Here is an 18,676-nt window from a genome sequence, read left to right as displayed (position 1 = left end):
CCAAGGGCCGGGTCAATTACAGACCGTTCGCAAAGGTTTGGAACACGCCCGACTGCACCACGGAATAGACCGCGTAAGCGAAGGCCGCGCCGCCGATGCCACCGATCGTGAAGCCGCCAGCGAACTCGCTCCAGCCCTCCTTCGTGCCCAACTCAGCGGGCACTTCGGACACGGCCACGGAGGCCAAAGGAGCCTTGGTCGTCACGTTGCCATAGACCGACAGGCACAGCGACAGAATCGTCACCAAAATAATTGCTTCAATCAAGCCCACCAAAGTGCCGTAGCTGGTGTTGCGGAATTGGCTCGTGAAGGCAAAGGGCCCAAACAGCAAATAACCATGGGCCATGCCCACTTCCAAACCACGACGAATCGGCGACAGCCCCTTGCGGTAGGCCGGCAGATTTTGAATCAAAGCCTTCGTAAAACCAGAACCGGAGATCGGAGTCACCAGATCGCCGACCTGGGGATCGCCGTTATGAGAAACCACGTCCAAAGCCATAGTTTTCCCTCTAGAGGTTAAGCGTGCAATCAGCGGGACAAAGCGTTTTCAAAACTGGTTGTTTGGATCGTGGGCCGGTGTTCTGGCTGCCCTTTGGCAGACCCAACCCAACGCCCAAACTGCGATCGCCCTTTATTTAGAAGGGCGGCACCAAGTAATCCGGATGGAACCGGTTGAATTCAATCAACAGGCCAGCGGTGAAGGTAACCCAAGCGGCTGCCAACACGGGAGCCGAGGACAAATAGCGCTGCAAGTCTTTCATGGATGGTCTCCGAATCCAGATCTCTAAAAACAGGGGAGTGGGGGTCGATCGGCCATGGCCCAGGCGGGAACGGAAACGGGGCGATCGCTGATAACAGGGAAGCGATCACCGGGTCGGTTGGTTGTGCCTCCCAGCCCCAGGCGATCGCTCACAGAATCAGTTGTTTGCCAGCAACGGAGGCTGACCGATCGAGGTCGTCATCCGATTTGTCACCATAAACCTGTGCCCTTACCGCACCCCGGTAAACCAACCGGGTTTAGCGAGGCGAAACCGTAATTTCGCTGTCTTTGGCCAACAACTTACCGCTGCTGAATTCAGCCAAGGCCGCTGCGGGCCAAGCCGCACCGCCCAAGGAGCACTTCACAGCCAAAGGCACGTTGATGATGATTTCGCTTTCTTCGGGGCTGTCACCCTTCTTGACGGCTTGCAGGTACGAACGACCAGCCCAGCCAATCCAGCCAGCGATGTACAGGAAAGCCAAGCTCGGGATCGTGAATTCTGCCAGGTGAGACAGGTTGCCATCGGTGATCAAGTGAGGCAGACCCTCTTCACCGCACAGCAGCGTGGAATACTTTTCAAAACGAGCTTTCGCCTGGGGCGTGGTGGCTGCTTTGGCGCGTTGGACGAAGGCAGCGTTCTGGCCGCAGGGGGTCAGGTTAGCGTAGTAATCTGCCTTAGCCGGGGCAGCAAACCCAAACCAGAGGCAAACCGCTAGCGCAATTGCAAACAACTGACGCATAGATTGTTTCCTTTCTTTATGAAACAATACGTTTCTGTTACAAATCACGGCAATTTGTCGCGAGAACTTTGCCCGATCACCCCGTGGGTTTGGATCCCTTTAAGGAGGAACACCAGACCGCGCAAGGCTAGGCAGAGGGCGCGTTTGAAGTCTTCGGCCGAAACCAGTTAGACTTCAACAAATGGCCAATACTGCCCCTCACCATATCAGCCAAATTCCCAACGATGGCGACTGCTTTAGCAATTGAAACAAGTTGTGATGAGACGGCGGTGGCGATCGTAAAGAATCGTCAAGTGCTGGCCAATGTGGTCTCGTCGCAAATTGCCCTCCACCAGCCCTACGGCGGCATTGTGCCGGAGGTGGCTTCCCGGGGCCACGTGGAAACGATTAATTGGACGATCGCCCAAGCGCTCCAGGAATCGGGTCTCGATTGGGGGGCGATCGACGCGGTGGCCGCCACCAGTGCGCCCGGTTTGGTTGGGGCCCTGTTGGTGGGGCTGACGGCGGGCAAAACCCTGGCCATGCTGCACCAAAAACCCTTTTTGGCGGTGCATCACCTGGAAGGCCATATCTGCGCCTCCTATTTAATGGAGCCAACGTTGCAGCCGCCGTTCCTGTGTTTGTTGGTTTCTGGGGGCCACACCAGCTTGATTGCGGTGCGCGACTCAGGTGTTTATGAAACGGTGGGTCAAACCCGGGATGACGCGGCGGGGGAGGCCTTTGACAAGGTGGCGCGGTTGATGGGCTTGGGCTATCCGGGCGGGCCCGTGATCGATCGCCTGGCGGCCGAGGGCAATCCCAAGGCTTTCAAGTTGCCGGAAGGGCGCGTTTCGTTGCCGGACGGGGGCTTTCATCCCTACGATTGCAGCTTCAGCGGCCTGAAAACGGCCATGTTGCGATTGGTGCAAAAACTGCAAGCGGAATCCCCTGAGCTGCCTTTGGCGGATTTGGCCGCCAGCTTCCAAACGGCGGTGGTGAATGCCCTCACCAAGCGGACGATCGCGGCGGCACAGGATCTGGGCTTTTCGACGATCGCGATCGGGGGTGGGGTGGCGGCCAATCGTGGCTTGCGAGCAACCCTGGCGGCGGCGGCGGAACCCTTAGGGCTACGGGTTTTGTTCCCGCCCATGAAGTTCTGCACCGACAATGCGGCCATGATTGCCTGTGCGGCCGGTGAACATTTCGATCGGGAGCGACAATCGCCCCTCAGCACCGCCGCCCAATCGCGCCTGGGTTTGGAACAGGTGCTAACGCTCTATCCGAAGATGGAACCCCCGAAACAATCTCCCTGGGTGCTGGAATCCCTGCAGACCTAGGAAGGTTGGGCAATTCCCGTTAAACGATCGGAGCCAGATCCACAGGGACGATCTCCGGTTAATTGAGCAAAAACGGTGGCCCTCAAAAACAACGGGACTCCACCAGGGAACTGGGCGACACCCCTCCCATCATCGCGCCACTGCCCCAAGTCAGATCAGAAAACATTGAGGGCAGCGGTAACCGCAAACAGAAACTGCTGCCTTCTCCCAAGGTTGAGTTCACTGTCAGTTCGCCCTGATGTCGATCGACCACAATTTGGCGGGCGATCGCCAAACCCAACCCCGTGCCGCGCCCCACGCCTTTGGTCGTGAAAGCCCAATCAAAAATGCGCTGCTGCACCGCTTCACTCATTCCAAAGGCATTATCACGAATCCAAATTTCCACCGATTGTTGATCGGGTGCTAGGAGGGTTTCGATCGTGATGGTTGGCTGCCGAGTTGCCAATTCCATAAAGGATTGTTGATGGGTGGCTTCATCGAAGGCATCGATCGCGTTGGCCAACAAATTCATAAAAACCTGGTTGAGCTGTCCCGGAAAGCAAGGCACTTCCGGCAAGTTCCCATACAGTTTTTGAACCAAAATTTCTGGGCGGCGATCGCTCGCTTTCAGGCGATATTTCAAAATCAACAAGGTACTATCCAAGCCCTCATGGATATCTGCCAACACCTGAGCATCTTCATTATCACTATCCGATCGCGAAAAAGTTCGCAAACTGGTGCTAATTTCTGCGATGCGATGGCTAGCGGCCTTCATAGAATCCAGAATGTTGGGCAAGTCTTCGCGAATTAAGTCCAGCTCAATATCTTCCGCATGATCCAAAATTTGGGCACTCGCTTCCGAGTAGGTCTGTTGATAACAGTCCAAATGCTCCATCAAATCTTCCAAATAGTCTTGAATGTGCTCAATGCTGCCCCGTAAAAACCCGATCGGGTTATTAATTTCATGGGCAATCCCTGCCACCAGGTTTCCCAGGGCAGACATTTTTTCACTTTGAATTAGGTGCAATTGGGAAGCTTGCAGAGCCGCATTTTTTTGATCCAAATCCTGTTCTAATTCTTTGGTCAGCGATCGAATTTGCAAATGGGTTTTGACCCTTGCGAGCACCTCTTGTTCTTGAAAGGGCTTCGTGATGTAATCAGCGGCTCCTAAGTCTAAGGCCCTAATTTTGCTATCCGTATCCGAAAGCGCGGTCATAAAAATAATTGGCACCGATCGAGTCAAGGGGTCGGCCTTCAAGCGCTGGCAAGTTTCAAACCCGTCAATTCCCGGCATCATCACATCCAAGAGAATCAAATCCGGCAGTTCTCGCTGCACCTGCTGCAGCGCCCGTTCACCGCTGGTGGCAATGGCCACCTCAAGTCCCGCATCGCTCAATGCTTCACAAACCACATCCAAATTCGTTGGCGTATCATCCACAATCAAAATCAAACCCGATAGCATATTGGTCATGAGAACTCTCCAAAGGTTGATGGCTGACTGGTAATGGCTGACCCAGCAATGGCCGGCTCAGTGTGATCTTCGCTGGGCAGCGATTGATCTTGACTGGCCAGGGCCGTTTGCAGCAGGGTTTCAATCCGTTCCGCTTGGAAGGTTTTCGCCAAAGATCGCAATTCCTTCCAGAAGGATTGCAGTTGCGGATCTTGGGTTTGCAGGGGGTCAATGACTGCCAAGAGTTGTTTTAAGCGTCCCCGCTGGGCCAGATCTAGCAGATTTTCCAGGGTTGCCCGATCGGGTAAATGAATGACTTTTTGTTCAGTGAATTCATCTGTTAAATGGGCTGCTGTGGACTGAGAACCCGCAGCAACATCCTCCGATTCATAGCGCCAAACCACGCCCAAATGGCGCTGCAAACTGTCCAGCAAATTTGCCATTGACACTGGCTTAGTCAGAAAGTCATCACCGCCCGCTTCGATGCTAGTTTGGCGATCAAGTTGCGTCACAGAAGCGGAAGAAACCAAGATTTTCAAATGGCAGAGTAGCGGATCATTGCGGACTTTTCTCAGCATTTCAAAGCCATCCATCACAGGCATGGCTAAATCCGTAATCACCAAATCTGGGAGTTGATTGGGAATCTGCGATCGCAAATAGTTCAAGGCCGCTTGCCCATTTTCCGCTTCGACCAAACCAAATCCCAGCGGCTCTAGAAATGCCACCAGCACCGATCGATTCTCGGGGCGATCGTCCACAATCAGCAAATTGCGCTTCGCCCCCTCATAGCCCACCACCAATTGACTGTGGGACTCCAGCAACGGCACTTGCCAGCGATCAGTTTCTGGGAATGACAACTGGAACGAAAAAACACTCCCCACGCCCAAGGTACTTTGTACTTGAATGGTTCCGCCCATCAACTGCACCATTTGCTGGCTGATGGCCAAACCCAAACCAGTTCCTTCGGCATTTCTGCGGCGATCGCCCACCTGCTCAAAGGCCGTGAACAAACGCCCCAACTGATCGGCACTCATGCCAATGCCCGTGTCTTTCACCACGAACCGCAAGCAAGGTTGTGCTGGTTGGTGGGGGTTTGCGGCGGTTTCCACGGGGCGATCGACCCATTGCACCTGCAACGTCACCGATCCCGCATCGGTGAACTTGATGGCATTGCCCAACAAATTAATCAACACCTGGCGCAGGCGTTTTTCATCCAACAGCAACCCCTCCGGTAGAGGGCGATCGGCTTCATAGATAAAATTCAGTTCTTTCTGTTCGGCACGGATTTTGCAAATTTCGATCACACTTTGCAAAAATGCTGGAAAATTCACCGGAGCGGGCAAAATTTCTAGCTTTCGCGCTTCGATTTTAGACAGATCTAAAATGTCATTAATCAAATTCAACAGATGGGAGCCGCATTGGTAAATTACCGTTAACCCATGCTTCTCCTTTTCGGTCATGGTGCGCGATCGCAGAAGGATTTGGGCATAGCCTAAAATGCCATTCAGCGGTGTTCGCAATTCATGGCTCATATTGGCCAAAAATTCACTCTTGGCCGTGTTAGCCACGTCCGCCGCCTCTTTGGCTTTGGCCAGGGCCACTGTTTGCTGTTGGGCTTGATTTAGCAAGGCAATATTTTGGGTAAAAATCTGCTCAAATGTTTTTGCCAAAAAGCCGATTTCATGGTCAGGCATTTGCGGAGGCAAGGTGAAAGTCATGCCTGCTTGGCTAACCCCGATCGCCTGCTGAAGCTGATTCAAAGGCCGCAACACCAGGCGCTGCAACAGCAAAGTTCCCAAACCCAAAATGCCAATGATGCCAGCCCCCCAAGTCACCATGGAAGTCAAAAAACTCTGGCGAATTTCCAAGGCCGTTTGCTCTTGATCCAGCATCACCACGGCCAACCCTCGTTTCCCTTGCACCTGAAAAAGCGTGCTGCTAAAGGGCATCAGGCTCACCAACACCGATCGCCCCTGCAATTGCATGGGATAACTGGCTTCGACCCCCGAAGCGGCTGCCCCTTGAATCGGTTCCGCCAGGGCAGGATATTTCGCAGCATAGGCTTGGTTTTCTAGGAAGCCGGAACTATGGGTTAAAACCGTGCCATCGGGTCGCAAAATGGCAATTTCCAACACCGTTGGCAAGGTGGCATAATTTTGCACCACTCGCCGCAAAATGCTCTCTTGGCTAATTTCCAGCAGTCCTTCCGTCGCAAACTGCAACCCTTGGGTAATGGCAAAGGCCCGCTTGCCCATTTGGTTTTGCAATTGGGCTGAAATGAGGTGATAGTTCACGCCCAAAATGGACACCCCGATCGCCATCAGGGAAATTCCTAGCTTGCTGAGGAGCTGCCGAGCCAGGCTGCGGGCAGGGGCAACCGCTTTGGGAGATTTGGGCGATGGGGTAATGATGATTGTCCCGGACTTTTGGTCGGGGTTTTGGCTTGAAATTAGGGTTTCCATTGTTCAATTGCAGTCATCATCGGCCCACGATCAAACTCAATATCTTCACGAATAACCTGGCGATGGCGCGGGTCTAACTTCAGCAACTGCACAATTTCATTTTTAGCGGCTTCAAGACGACCCTCAAACATCCGGCGATTCAATTCAACTCCACCCTTTAGTAGGCCGGAGTAGTCCTTAGCAACGGATTCTGGCGTTTGGCCCAACTGACGCGCAATGCTGGCAAACACGCGATCGGGCTGGGTATCCACCGCATGAATCGCATCCAACCAAGCCAACATGAGTTGGGTTAATTCCGCTTGATGATTCGCCGCAAAGCTAGCCCGCGTGGCCAATCCATCAATCACCAAACTATCCACATCTTTGGTGGTAAAAATCACTTTACCTTTAATTTTGACCGCCGTTTCGCTCAGCAATGGTTCCCAAACCACCGCCGCATCCACTTCGCCTTTGGACAACAACTGCACGGCAATATCGTTGGAAACGTCTTTAATTTTCACGTCCGTTGGCTTCAGTTGCTGAGACTGCAAAGCCTCTAGCAAGATCAGATGGCTGACGGTTCCCAACTTGGCCGCCACGGTTTTGCCCCGCAAATCTTTCACCGAGGGCACGGATGATCGCGCCACAATCCCATCGGAACCGTGGGAAATGTCCGCCACCATCACATAGGCCGGGCGATCGTTCCCCGGGTCTACCTGCATTGCCTCCCACAGGGGCACAAAACTGGCATCCAACGAGCCGCGAATGGTAGCCCGAATATTATCTTGCTGATTGGTGAAGCGCACTAACTCCACCTGGAGACCGCGCTTTTGGAAGAGGCCCGCTTCTTTGGCGTAGAGGGCAATCATGTAGCCGGGCCAATTATTCATCCCTACTCGCAAGGTCGGCAGCTCGCGATTTCCACCGGCCAAGCAGCCATGAATCACCAGGCTCAGAACAAATGCACAAACCAACAGAAATTGTGGGAACCGTTTGGGTCGAAATTTTTGGAGAACCATCATTTTGGGGCCATCAGTTTCAGCAATGAAGAGGATAGGAGCAGCGAGTGGCAGGCTCACTCTGAGCCGAGGGCCGATCGGTCATTCAGACCGAACCACAACAACAGATGGCAATTCAACTTTTTTAGGATTATTTTATTTTTTCTCTGATTCATAGTCTCAGGATTTAGCTTGCACAGGCCGCTTTACAAGCAATGCCGGAACAACCAGGATTGATCAATACAGATTTTCTGGTTTAAATTGATACCAACGTATCGGGATCAGGGGGGCAAGATCGTGACAGAGACAGGTCATGGGCAGGGGTAATGCTTCGAAATGCTCGAACTAATTTACGAGTTTTTCCGGACTTTCAAGGTAGCACGCCCGTTTCTCCATTGCTAGAATCCGATCCCAGCAGTTGACAAAATTTATAATTAAGTCCCCAATTCAGGAATCAACAATCAGTATTTGCTCTATGATTCTCAGATCAAAAATTAGTTGATTTAATTGAAATTAATCAACTAATTTTTTCATTTTTCAATCACAAAGTTATTAGTGATTAATTCTCGAATTGTCATCAAAAGATCGCATGGCAGAGATGCAGATTTCGCTTGTTTAAATCTTAGGTTATGCTGCCTTTGGGAGTTGGGCTGAGCGCTTTAACCATCTTGTAATTCACAAAACTTTCGCCTCGAACACTTACGGTCTGGGGAGAGAGCATAATAAAGCCCATCGCTTCAAAAAAAGGGCGCGCTGTGATGCTGGATTCAACTTGCAATTGTTGAAGAGAACGATCGAGTGCTTCAGTTTCTAAAGCCTGGTAAAGCTGCCGACCCAAACCACAGCGTTGATAGTTTTTGTGGCAGTAGAAGCAATCAATATGCCCATCGGGTTCCAGTTCACAGAAACCCGCGATCAGGTAGCGATCGGGTACTGACCGATCTTCAGCCACGATTGTCCAGCGGGTTTGGCTGCGTTCAGCCCAGTTACGAAACGACAAATCATCCGGGGCCCAAGCTTTCACCTGCGAGAGGCTGTAGTCACGGCTGTTAATTTCTCGCACAGTATCGTGAAAAAGTCGGGCAATTGCCGCTGCGTCGCTGGGCAAGCCAGGACGAATGACGATCGCCCTGAGTCGATCGACCCTGGGAGGATCCACCTGCGATCGATCGGCCCTGGGTTCATTCACTCGCGGTTCAGGAACCATAGCTTCGGGAAACAAGAGCTTCGGGAAACGGGGCCAGCCCGTGGGTCAGGGGCGATCGACCATTAAATCGTGGACTCAGGCTCGTGATGGTGGGTTGTAATCGTCGGTTGTAATGGTGGGTTGCAATCGTTGATCAACCCTGTTCCGATCGCCGTTTTCTGGCCGCTTCCTTGCGACGACGCAAATTAGCCGCAATCACGGATTTATCGATCGGGAAGCCCGCCGTGGGAATTTCTTGATAGCGCCGTTCTTCTTCAAGACGCTTCAGCTCCGCAAAGGGAACCCAATGGATGCAGTTCACCGGGCAGGTGTCGATCGCCTCCTGGATCAATTCCTCGGGGTCGCCGTCTTGGCGAATGGCTCGGGCCCGGCCATATTCCAGCTCAATGTAAAAGGTGTTGCGGGCCACGTGGGCGCAGTTCTTGCAGCCAATGCAGGTAATTTCGTCCACATACACGCCCTTTTGGCGCACCAGGCCGCCTAGCTCCGGCTCCAATCCGGTGCGATCGCCCAGACCACGCAATGCACCGCCCAGCTCTGGCGCAAACCCGGGGCCCGCGTCATTGTTGACCCCCAGGTCGGTGGATCCCATTGCGGATCCCATTGCGGATTCCATTGGTGCTTGTGGTTCCTGATCCATGATTTTTCCTGCCTCTAGTGGCATAGCAAGCCGACAATCGGAAAAAACAAATCGGGGCAAGTTCCGAGTTTGGACTCTGAGAACCTGCCCCGATCGCAAGCGAGAAAATCTGGCGAGATCGCCACTGCTTTGGGCAAAGCCAGCGCTAGACAATGGAGACGACGCGGCCGGTTGAGTCGTTGCGCAGAAAGGATCAAAGCCTCTCCCTTAACGAACCTTAACCATTCCAGCGTTGCAACACCAGACGGATCGATCCGTCCTCATTCTTGACCTGCTCGGCCACTTGGAAGCCCTGTTCAGCACCGCTGTTGATCACGGTGTGGAAGGCATAGCGCTGGGTCACTTGCTTCAGGAACCGATCGACCGAGCCGTTCAGTTGCCAAAATTGCATATCGGTCACCAAGGCATATTCCTGACCGTTCCAGGCAAAGCCGATGTCATAGCCGTTGGGCTGTTCGATCGCCACGTCGGCGGTTTCCGTTTGCCCCTGATAACCACGCACGGTGGCGGGGCCTTCTTTCCAATCCATGCCCAGATCCGTCAGGGCGGCTTTCAGGGAAGTCAGGTTGCGAAGTTGCGTTTTGATTTGGCTAAAGTGCGACATGGTGGTTTTCGTTAACAGCGATCTGAACGGGTTGAACGATGCAGACCCCCCGGAGCAAGCGCGGCTGAAATTTTTAAAGCGCCGCTCCCGAATGGCTCGAAAGCTGCGCCTTAGAAATCCCAGAGTGCTACCACTCGCTGAAGGTTGTTTGGGCTTCGATCGAGGCCTCGCGATCCGCTTGGGCCCGAGCAAAGTTTTCGGAAGTTACCTCGCGGCTGATGACCCGCCCCAGTTGTGCTTCGATGGCGGCGGTCACTTCGGCACAGGAGGCCCCGATGATACCGGTGACTTTCTCCTGTACCCGACCATCGGGGTAAATGATGAATTCCAGGGTTTCCATGCAGGGTTTCCAGACTAGGCGGCCAACAGGCGGTCTCAAGGCCTTTGCACAAGTTCCCAAGCGGGATAACTCGTACCGGTGTTTGAGCACTGACTCGGGCGATCGCTTCGCAACGGGGAACCCAACGGAGGAGTTCCGGGCCGCAGAAAGCGCCAACCGAGCAAACCATGGTCTTTTTAGAATCGGGATTTCACCGAGTTACCGAGGGTCTGAAATATCGATCGAGAGTCGATCGATTCGGATCGTCCAAAAAACGATCCATTTCGAGACGCTTCTTGACAATTGTTTAAATTGAATAGGAGCGCTGACTTTGCCTTTTTGATAGTGTGGCGTAACTTCCGATCGCAGTCAAGGGACGCATTGGCAAGGGTTTGGGGCAATCGATCGGCCATTGAGCGCCCACCATTTATCGCTCGAAAGTATTGTCAGCTACCGGTTTGGGCAACCCACCGCCTAGGCAATCTCGATCGAAACCCGCCGAGTCCAAGCAGGTGGCCCGGCGATCGCGATTGCTGAGATTTACCGATCACTGCAATGATTGGGGGTTATCTTTTTCCAGCGTTTTCCCGCACTGAGAATTTGTTGGAATCTGTATTGTGGGAATTTGTTGGAAGTTGATTGACCCGTTCAGTTTGGGGATTCCGTTATGAGTCATTCGGTTGTGGACTTGGCATCGGCGCAAATGGTGAATTCGGACAAGACCGGCGCAATTCGGGTTGGGGTGATGGGCTTTGGCGGTTTGGGCCAAGCGGCGGCGCGGGTGCTGGCTCCCAAGCGCGAAATGCTGTTGGTGGCAGCGGTCGATCGCGATGGCTTTGCCTACAGCCCCGAGGGGCTAGATCCCGATCGGGCGATCGCCACCTACCGCGATCGGGGTTCCGTGGGCCATCTGCCCGGCGGCTCCCTCAGCCCCACCAGCATCATCGAGGCGATCGAAGCCGCCAAGGGTAACGTCGATGGCTTCTTCCTGGCCCTGCCCAACCTGCCCAACACCTTCATGGCCGAGGTTGTCGAACAAATCATCGCCTCCGGTTGGCGCGGCGTGTTGGTGGATGCCCTCAAACGCACCAGCGCCATGGAACAGATCCTGGCCCTGGGCGATCGGCTCGCCAACGCTGGCATCACCTACCTCACCGGTTGCGGAGCCACTCCCGGCCTGTTGACCGCCGCCGCCACGATCGCCGCCCAAAGCTACGCCGAAGTTCACAGCGTCAAAATCACCTTCGGAGTCGGCATCGCCAACTGGGAAGCCTACCGCGCCACCATCCGCGAAGACATCGCCCACATGCCCGGTTATGACACCGAGCGGGCCCGCCTGATGACCGATGCGGAAGTCGAAGCCCTGCTCGACACCACCAACGGCATCCTATCCTTGGAAAACATGGAACATGCCGATGATCTGATGCTGGAACTGGCGGGCATTTGCAGCCGCGATCGGGTCACCGTCGGTGGTGTGGTGGATACGCGCAACGCCAAGAAACCCCTCAGCACCAATGTGCAAGTGACGGGCCGCACCTTCGAGGGCAAAATCTCCACCCACACCTTCACCCTCGGCGACGAAACCAGCATGGCCGCCAACGTTTGCGGCCCCGCCTTTGGTTACCTGAAGGCCGGCGTTTCCCTGCAACGGCGCGGGCAGTTTGGCCTGTTCACCGCCGCTGAAATCATGCCCCAATTTGTCCGTTAAGGCCGATTTGGCCAAGCGAGACCCGCCCAAAGCGATCTGCACGGCGGGTCTCGCTGGCTACGGGGCGATCGGCTCCAAGGGCCTATCATCGGTCTGAATTCTGAACTTTGAACTCTGAACTTTGAACGTTGGTCAATGCCCTGATCAATCGTTCAATTCAGTCATTCAATTCAGGCATTCGATTCAATCACTCGATTCAATCACTCGATCCATCAGCCGGGTCAATCGCGACTAAACCCATGGGGCGCTACTTCCTCGGACGAATTGGGGTGGCAATTCCAACGCTGCTCGCCATCAGTTTGATTATTTTTGGCATCCTGGCCCTGGCCCCCGGCGACCCCTTGGGTGAATTTGCCGCCAACGGGGCCCTCTCCCCCGAGGTGCGATCGCAAATTCGCGCCTCCCTGGGGCTGGATCAACCCGTTCATATCCGCTATGTCAAGTGGCTGCTGTCCCTGCTACGGGGCGACTTAGGCTACTCCTTCGTGAGTCGAGTGCCCGTTTTGGAATTGATTGGCCAACGGTTACCCACCACCCTGGCCGTGGTGGGGGTGGCCTATGGATTCAGCGCTCTCATTGCCCTGCCGTTGGGGCTAATTGCCGCCCTCAAGCGCCATGGCTGGGTTGATCGCACGGCCACGCTCATTTCCTTCATTGGCTTTTCTTTGCCGCCCTTTTTCACGGGCTTGCTGGTGATTTTGCTGTTCAGTGTGCAACTGCGCTGGCTGCCCTTTATCTATGACAGCAACCTGCAAGTGGTGGATTTCGCTAGCCTGGGAGAGCAGATCAAGCAGTCCATGATGCCGATCGGGGTGTTGGCCCTGTTTCAAACGGCCGGCCTGATGCGGTTCACCCGCGCTTCGGTGCTGGAACAGGTCTATCAGGGCTATGTGCGCACGGCTCGGGCGAAGGGACTGCCGGAATGGATCGTGGTGGGGCGGCATATTTTGCGCAATGCCTTGATTCCCGTGGTGACGTTGGTGGCGCTCGATGTGCCAGCGGTGTTCACGGGGGCGATCGTGACGGAGCAGGTGTTCCGTGTGCCGGGCATTGGCTCTTTGCTGGTGGACTCCATCCAGCGCAACGATACGCCCGTGGTGATGGCGATCGCGTTTATCTATGCGATTTTGATTGTGCTGTTCAATCTGATTGCGGATGGACTCTACGGAGTTTTGGATCCGAGGGTGCGGCTCGATCGCTAGCCCGTTGTCATCCCAACCCGATTAACTCGCCCAAATTCACCAACCAACTCGCAGCTCAATTCGCAACTCAACATGGACGGGCAGACAGGTCAGACAATTTTGTATTTGGGCTTAATCGCCATGGCCTTGGTGGGCGTTTTGGGATCCTTCATCCCCGCCATTCCGGGGCCCAGTTTGGTGGTGTTGGCCGTGGTGATTTGGGGAGCCGTCAAGGGCTGGGCCCTGGTGACCACGGCCCTGTGGGTGTCGATCGCCGTGTTGGTCTTGAGCCTGTTAATCGACAACCTGGCGGGCATCATTGGCGCACAAAAGGCCGGAGCCAGCCAGTGGGGGCAAATTGGCTCGATCGTGGGGTTGCTGTTGGGGTTCTTTGGCCTGTTGCCGGCCCTCCCGATCGGAGGGCCTTTGGCAGGCATTTTGTTGGGGCCGGTGTTGGGGGCCGTGGTGGGGGAAATGCTCTACCGGCGTACCATACCACTCGTGCCCCGCTTCAAAGTTTCCCTAAAGGCGGCTTTGGGCATCCTGTTGGGATCCATCATTGGCAACGTGATTCAAGGACTGTTGGCCCTGATGGCGGCGATCGTGTTTGTGGGCACGACCTGGAATCAGGCGATGTAACTTTTCCCCGAGCCTAGCCTTATCCAATGGCCGCCGCGATCGCCGATCGATCCAAATCACGACCAATGATCACCAATTGGGTCGATCGCGCTTCATCGGGCCGCCAGGGGCGATCGAAGAAGGTCTCGAACCGCGGCCCCACCCCTTGCACCACCAACCGCATCGGCTTGCCAGCCACATCGGCAAATCCCTTGATGCGGTAGATTTCCCACTCCTGAACCAGCCGCTCTAGGCGTTGCACCAGGGCGCGAGGCTCCACGGTTCCGAGGGTGAGGGCAATCGCGCTGATGTCGTCGTCATGATCATGGTCATGATCGTGATCATGCTCATCGTCATGATCGTGGTCATGGTGGTGATGGTCGTGGTGGCTGGGGCGATCGGCTAGGTTATCTTCCACCGCCGCATTGAAGCCCAACAGCAGTTCCGGCGCGATCGCCCCCCGCTGGCAACGGACAATCTTCACCCCGGGTCGCAACTCCTGCTTCAGCCAGGCTTCCACCCGGGCCACATCCGCCGGGGCCACTTGATCGCACTTGGTCAACAACACCAAATCAGCACAGGCGAGCTGATCTTCAAACAACTCCTCGATCGGGGTTTCGTGCTCCAGGCTGTCATCGGCGGCCCGTTGCTCCAACAACGCGGCCACATCGCCCACCACCCGACCAGCCGCCAGGGCTTCGCAGTCCACCGTGGCAATCACGCCATCGACCGTCGCCCCCGTGCGGATTTCCGGCCAGCGAAAGGCCTGCACCAACGGCTTGGGCAGCGCCAGCCCCGAAGTTTCAATCACAATGCAATCGATATCTTCCCGGCGATCGAGCAACTGTTGCATCGTCGGCAAAAATTCCTCTTGCACCGTGCAGCACAAGCAACCATTGGTCAGCTCAATCACGTTGCTGGGGCCGTTATTGGGGTCGGTCGCATCTTCCTCATCACAGACTTGGCACGATCGCAGCAAGTCCCCATCAATCCCCACTTCGCCAAACTCATTCACCAGCACGGCAATCCGGCGGCCTTGGGGATTTTGCAACAAATGGCGCAGCAGCGTGGTTTTGCCCGCGCCCAAAAAGCCGGTGACAACGGTAACGGGAATTTTGTGCATGGTTATTGGTGTTGAATTCAGTCCTTGAACTCCAGTCCTGAACGGCCCTATGCGCCCAAGGCCGAGGCTAAAAATGCCGCGCCCGCACCCACAATGGCAAAGCCGATGTAGCGAAGGGTTTGGGCGATCGAGCCTTCCGCCAACTGTTGCACCACCCCCCGCACCCCGAGGGCGATCGTGAGCTGAATGGCCGTGAACCCAACCAGATAGGCCGTGAGGGGAACCATACCCGCCCCCACGATCGATTCACCGTAGGCATAACCATGAAACAGGCCAGCCACCAGGGCGATCGCCCCCAAGGCCACCGTCGGCAGTTGGCGACCCATGGCCAGCAACAACCCAAACAGCACCACCGAACCGGAAACCATCAGCTCCGGGAAGGGTAAATCCCAACTTTGCAGGTGCAGCCCCGTACCGCCGAGGGCCGCCGCCGCAAAGACCACAGGCACAATCCACCCTCGGGCCGCCCCGATCGCCACCAAGCCGGAAGCCGCCACAAAGGCCAAGTGATCCAAGCCGATCACCGGGTGAGCCAAACCGGACATGAATCCTTCAAAGCCGTTGCTGGGCACTTGACCGCCCATCATGTGGTGTGCCGATGCGGGCAGAGCAGCCAACAGCAGGGCTAAACCGGTCACAGCGCCAGCAAAACGACCTTGAACCGATGCCAATGTTTTGGTTTGTCGCATGGGTAATTTCTCCAAGCCCTAGTGGGCGGATGGGATGAATATGGGATGGATGCAGAATTCTGGGGAATGGGCAACGGCCCCTAGGCAATCGGAACCGTGGTGGGGGGAATGCGGGCCAAAACGCCGCTTTTCAGGGGTTCCGGCCGCTCACCCCAGGCCAAAAGACCATCGGGGCGATTGACATAGAGATCGGCACAGGCGGCGATCGCCTCCACGGTCTGATTCAGGTGGGCCGGATCGTGGGGCAAATCCCCAAACAGATAGCTGTGTTTACCGGGGGCCGCAAAGGCCACCACACAGGCATGGCTACAGGCGCTCATGCATTGGGTGGGAGTCAGGGCGATCGCGCCATTGGCCCCGTCCGCTAAATGGCTTTGCAGGCGATCGAGCAGTTGCTCACCGCCACTGATGCCCACGCGCTTGCCGTTTTGCCAAGTGCTGGCACAGGTGGTGCAAACCAACAGGGCCATGGGCACGGTGGCGGGTTGGTCGGCTGATTGGGTCAAGGCGGCCGAGGTGACCCCATTTGTTGGTGCTGGGCTGGTTTTCCCGGAGCCAGCTTGGCTGAAAACGACGGATGGGGATGCGGAATGGGCCGCGAGCGTTTCGCCCGTCGGTGACAAAAGTTGTGAGGACTCCACAGTCCGAACCTCGCAGAAGTGGAAGGGGTAAACATCGCGCGGCGGGCATCCTGACTCAGGGCGATCGCCCATCACAGTTGCGGGACAGCGCCGGACTTGCACCGGACTTTCCCCGTTACCTCTGGTGGCTGGTCTCCACCAGAACCGCAGTTGAATCACGAGCTGGTTGCCCAGCGGCTGGCTACGGAATGCCAAATGGCTTAGCTGTGGCTGCCGTCGATCGAGCTGGGCCGATTCATCTCAAGAGCATAGTTCAGATCGAAGATATTTCAACAGGGGTCGCTCGCCACGCCTGTGTTCAAGGGGCCAGTCGCCTATGGAGCGTTGCCCACTTGATAACGCATCACTCAACGACTCTGATCGCCTTTTGGGAGAGGGTAATGCTGAACCAACTGGTGCTGAATTAACCGCAAAATTACACATATTCCGAACATATATTCCAATGTTCCAATGTTCCAACTTTCGACATTTGCAAGGAGCAACCATGAAACTGTCGTTATACCAGCCCAATGATGCAGTTGAAATCGAGCAACTGTTCATTCAAACATTCACAAACTCTGAAGGTCAGTCCGAAGGAGCGATCGTTGGGCGACTGGTAAAAGACTTGATTAGTAGCACTGACCCAAGTAATTTCTACGGCTTTGTTGCCACAGAAGCTGACCAAATTATCGGAGGGATTTTTTTCTCACGACTGATCTTTGAGGATGGAACTAATTCCTTCATTCTGTCGCCCGTTGCTGTTCGGACTGATTTTCAGCGCCAAGGGATTGGTCAGCAGTTGATCAGATTTGGTTTAGATGCTCTCTCGAAGGAGGGAGTAGAACTTGTCGTGACCTACGGTGACCCCCAGTTCTACTCCAAAGTGGGATTCCGAGGGGTCACGGAGGCGGTGATTCCGCCCCCCTTCGCGCTACAGCGTCCAGAAGGGTGGTTGGCCCAATCTTTGACGGGGGATCAGATTCGATCGATCAAGGGTCGGTCTTTCTGTGTCGAGGCTCTCAACAACCCCGAATATTGGTAGACCATGGGCGCATGTTAGGCTGCCAGTTGTTGCTGAACAAGAGTGTTCAGTGGCCGCAAGCCAAGGCCGTTAAGCATCGGGAACCGTCACCCATTGACCCCGATCGTGGGACTCGTGGGCCAAGTCCATTAGCTGCTGAGACACAATCCCCTCGTGGAGGGATGGGGCGATCGCTTGGCCTTGATCGATCGCCTGCACCCAGCGATCGACCACCCGCAACACGGCCGCCATCCGCCCATCGGAATAGGTTTGGGGAAACGCCAGGCGATCGGGAACGGGCAATTCTTGCAACGGCTCGCCTGCGGGTGCATACCAGAGCTTGAACCCGTGGATATAGTCCGCTTGGTTGTCGCTGCCCAAAATCAGCGTGCCCCGATCGCCATAGACTTCCACCCAATGGCCGCGCCCTTGGTAGGTTGTGGAGCTTAAACAGACCTGAACCGGTGTGCCATCGGTCAGCTCCAGCAAGATTTGGCAAATATCATCGGAATCCACCGGTTTCAGTTGGCCGCTGCTGGGGTCGGGTCGGACGGGCACGGAGGTGACCAAATGGGCAAACAACCGCCGCACGGGCCCAAACAGCCAATGGATGTAGTCAAAGGTGTGTGACCCGATCGCCCCGAGGGCCCCGCCACCGCTCGATCGCTGGGCGTACCAATTCCAAGGCCGGCTGGCATCGGCCCGGCTGGAAGCCATCCAATCGATTTTGATCAGTCGCTTTTGGCCCACGCGATCGTCCGCCAGCAGTTCCGCCAAATATTGCCAAGCCGGAACCATCCGAAACTCAAAATCCACCGCCACGATCGCCCCCGTTTTTGCAGCCAAATGCTCTAGGGCGATCGCCTCTTGCACCGTCATGGTCACCGGCTTCTCCAGCAGCACATGCTTCCCGGCTGCCAGGGCCGTTTGGGCCATGGTGTAGTGCAAAAAGGGCGGCGTAGAAATCATCACCGCCTGCACCTCCGGCAGGGCCACCATTTCCTCAAAGCTATCGAAGGCATAGGGGAGCTGATGCCGTTGGGCGATCGCCTGGGCCGTTTGAATTTGGCGATGGTACAGGGCGATCGGGCGAGTGCGATGGTGCTGCTGCAACACCGGCAGATGGATTTTTTGGCCAAACCCCGTACCGGCGATCGCCACGCCCAGGGTGTTTGTGGAATAGGTCATGATTGCTCGAAACAGTTCAGAACGGTTCAGATTGCTACAGTTCCCTGAAGCAATACCCATACTAGACAAGGGGC

General features: G+C 55.5%; 20 protein-coding genes, 1 pseudogene and 1 riboswitch. Of the genes and pseudogenes, 5 read left to right on the top strand and 16 right to left on the bottom strand.

What is annotated here, in order from left to right; all coding sequences use genetic code 11:
* Window positions 1-16 precede the first annotated feature (16 nt).
* The 4 genes from H6G52_RS14810 to H6G52_RS14800 all read right to left on the bottom strand — a co-directional run bounded on the left by H6G52_RS14810 (window position 17) and on the right by H6G52_RS14800 (window position 1,500).
* Window positions 17-499: a photosystem I reaction center subunit XI gene (locus H6G52_RS14810; protein ID WP_099532390.1), complete on the bottom strand. Its 483-nt coding sequence runs from the start codon at window positions 497-499 to the stop codon at window positions 17-19.
* Between the two features lie 136 nt (window positions 500-635).
* On the bottom strand, window positions 636-761 hold the full coding sequence (gene psaJ / locus H6G52_RS14805) for a photosystem I reaction center subunit IX (RefSeq protein WP_099532391.1): 126 nt from the start codon (window positions 759-761) through the stop codon (window positions 636-638).
* Window positions 762-784: 23 nt separating this feature from the next.
* A complete protein-coding gene (locus H6G52_RS18825; protein WP_255508539.1) occupies window positions 785-913 on the bottom strand; it encodes a hypothetical protein in 129 nt (42 codons plus the stop codon).
* Window positions 914-1,017: 104 nt separating this feature from the next.
* Window positions 1,018-1,500: a Photosystem I reaction center subunit III gene (locus tag H6G52_RS14800; protein WP_099532392.1), complete on the bottom strand. Its 483-nt coding sequence runs from the start codon at window positions 1,498-1,500 to the stop codon at window positions 1,018-1,020.
* A 224-nt stretch (window positions 1,501-1,724) separates the two neighbouring features.
* Here H6G52_RS14800 and tsaD point away from each other — a divergent pair, with 224 nt between their 5' ends.
* Window positions 1,725-2,816, top strand: coding sequence for a tRNA (adenosine(37)-N6)-threonylcarbamoyltransferase complex transferase subunit TsaD (gene tsaD / locus H6G52_RS14795; protein ID WP_190529320.1), 1,092 nt, complete (start codon window positions 1,725-1,727; stop codon window positions 2,814-2,816).
* Window positions 2,817-2,898: 82 nt separating this feature from the next.
* Here the strand turns inward: tsaD and H6G52_RS14790 are convergent, their stop codons facing one another.
* The 8 genes and pseudogenes from H6G52_RS14790 to H6G52_RS14760 all read right to left on the bottom strand — a co-directional run bounded on the left by H6G52_RS14790 (window position 2,899) and on the right by H6G52_RS14760 (window position 10,475).
* Window positions 2,899-3,822: a sensor histidine kinase gene (locus H6G52_RS14790; RefSeq protein ID WP_370567717.1), complete on the bottom strand. Its 924-nt coding sequence runs from the start codon at window positions 3,820-3,822 to the stop codon at window positions 2,899-2,901.
* A gap of 69 nt (window positions 3,823-3,891) precedes the next feature.
* Window positions 3,892-4,257: pseudogene (locus H6G52_RS19155) on the bottom strand (response regulator); the annotation flags it as partial.
* A gap of 5 nt (window positions 4,258-4,262) precedes the next feature.
* A complete protein-coding gene (locus H6G52_RS14785) occupies window positions 4,263-6,707 on the bottom strand; it encodes an ATP-binding protein (protein ID WP_190529316.1) in 2,445 nt (814 codons plus the stop codon).
* Window positions 6,695-7,705 (bottom strand): ABC transporter substrate-binding protein, encoded by a 1,011-nt coding sequence (locus tag H6G52_RS14780; protein WP_255508541.1) that lies wholly within the window; start codon window positions 7,703-7,705, stop codon window positions 6,695-6,697. The genes H6G52_RS14785 and H6G52_RS14780 overlap by 13 nt, the downstream gene beginning before the upstream one ends.
* Before the next feature lie 601 nt (window positions 7,706-8,306).
* Window positions 8,307-8,891, bottom strand: a complete 585-nt coding sequence (locus H6G52_RS14775) for a GNAT family N-acetyltransferase (protein WP_190529312.1) — start codon at window positions 8,889-8,891, stop codon at window positions 8,307-8,309.
* Window positions 8,892-9,024: 133 nt separating this feature from the next.
* Window positions 9,025-9,495: a 4Fe-4S domain-containing protein gene (locus H6G52_RS14770; RefSeq protein WP_370567200.1), complete on the bottom strand. Its 471-nt coding sequence runs from the start codon at window positions 9,493-9,495 to the stop codon at window positions 9,025-9,027.
* A gap of 253 nt (window positions 9,496-9,748) precedes the next feature.
* Window positions 9,749-10,135 (bottom strand): DUF1257 domain-containing protein, encoded by a 387-nt coding sequence (locus H6G52_RS14765; protein ID WP_099532397.1) that lies wholly within the window; start codon window positions 10,133-10,135, stop codon window positions 9,749-9,751.
* A 127-nt stretch (window positions 10,136-10,262) separates the two neighbouring features.
* Entirely contained in the window at window positions 10,263-10,475 is a 213-nt protein-coding gene (locus tag H6G52_RS14760; protein ID WP_099532398.1) for a DUF2997 domain-containing protein, read from the bottom strand.
* Window positions 10,476-11,157: 682 nt separating this feature from the next.
* Here H6G52_RS14760 and H6G52_RS14755 point away from each other — a divergent pair.
* The 3 genes from H6G52_RS14755 (at window position 11,158) to H6G52_RS14745 (ending at window position 13,982) form a co-directional block, all read left to right on the top strand.
* On the top strand, window positions 11,158-12,162 hold the full coding sequence (locus H6G52_RS14755; protein WP_190356249.1) for a saccharopine dehydrogenase-like oxidoreductase: 1,005 nt from the start codon (window positions 11,158-11,160) through the stop codon (window positions 12,160-12,162).
* Between the two features lie 239 nt (window positions 12,163-12,401).
* Window positions 12,402-13,364 carry an ABC transporter permease gene (locus tag H6G52_RS14750; protein ID WP_190529310.1) on the top strand — a complete coding sequence of 321 codons (963 nt, stop codon included), beginning with the start codon at window positions 12,402-12,404 and terminating at the stop codon, window positions 13,362-13,364.
* A gap of 72 nt (window positions 13,365-13,436) precedes the next feature.
* The gene (locus tag H6G52_RS14745; protein WP_190356245.1) at window positions 13,437-13,982 is read left to right on the top strand and encodes a DUF456 domain-containing protein; all 546 of its coding nucleotides are present in this window, start codon (window positions 13,437-13,439) and stop codon (window positions 13,980-13,982) included.
* Window positions 13,983-14,001: 19 nt separating this feature from the next.
* Here H6G52_RS14745 and cobW read toward each other — a convergent pair whose 3' ends face one another.
* The 3 genes from cobW to H6G52_RS14730 form a co-directional block, all read right to left on the bottom strand.
* Window positions 14,002-15,084 (bottom strand): cobalamin biosynthesis protein CobW, encoded by a 1,083-nt coding sequence (gene cobW / locus H6G52_RS14740; RefSeq protein WP_190529308.1) that lies wholly within the window; start codon window positions 15,082-15,084, stop codon window positions 14,002-14,004.
* A 47-nt stretch (window positions 15,085-15,131) separates the two neighbouring features.
* The gene (locus H6G52_RS14735; protein ID WP_190529306.1) at window positions 15,132-15,773 is read right to left on the bottom strand and encodes a HupE/UreJ family protein; all 642 of its coding nucleotides are present in this window, start codon (window positions 15,771-15,773) and stop codon (window positions 15,132-15,134) included.
* Window positions 15,774-15,853: 80 nt separating this feature from the next.
* Window positions 15,854-16,414, bottom strand: a complete 561-nt coding sequence (locus H6G52_RS14730; protein WP_370567715.1) for a DUF1636 domain-containing protein — start codon at window positions 16,412-16,414, stop codon at window positions 15,854-15,856.
* A gap of 22 nt (window positions 16,415-16,436) precedes the next feature.
* Window positions 16,437-16,578: riboswitch (cobalamin riboswitch) on the bottom strand.
* A 152-nt stretch (window positions 16,579-16,730) separates the two neighbouring features.
* Between H6G52_RS14730 and H6G52_RS14725 the strand changes: the two genes are divergently transcribed.
* Window positions 16,731-17,435 (top strand): GNAT family N-acetyltransferase, encoded by a 705-nt coding sequence (locus tag H6G52_RS14725; protein ID WP_242026412.1) that lies wholly within the window; start codon window positions 16,731-16,733, stop codon window positions 17,433-17,435.
* Between the two features lie 69 nt (window positions 17,436-17,504).
* On the opposite strand, the gene H6G52_RS14720 is transcribed toward H6G52_RS14725, so the two are convergent.
* Entirely contained in the window at window positions 17,505-18,602 is a 1,098-nt protein-coding gene (locus H6G52_RS14720) for a Gfo/Idh/MocA family protein (protein ID WP_190529304.1), read from the bottom strand.
* Window positions 18,603-18,676 lie beyond the last annotated feature (74 nt).

It is taken from the genome of Limnothrix sp. FACHB-881 (assembly GCF_014698135.1).
In the GTDB taxonomy this organism is placed as follows: Bacteria; Cyanobacteriota; Cyanobacteriia; order CACIAM-69d; family CACIAM-69d; genus CACIAM-69d.
The sequence above is the reverse complement of the archived record's forward strand: the minus strand, read 5'-3'. Positions and strand labels throughout refer to the sequence as shown.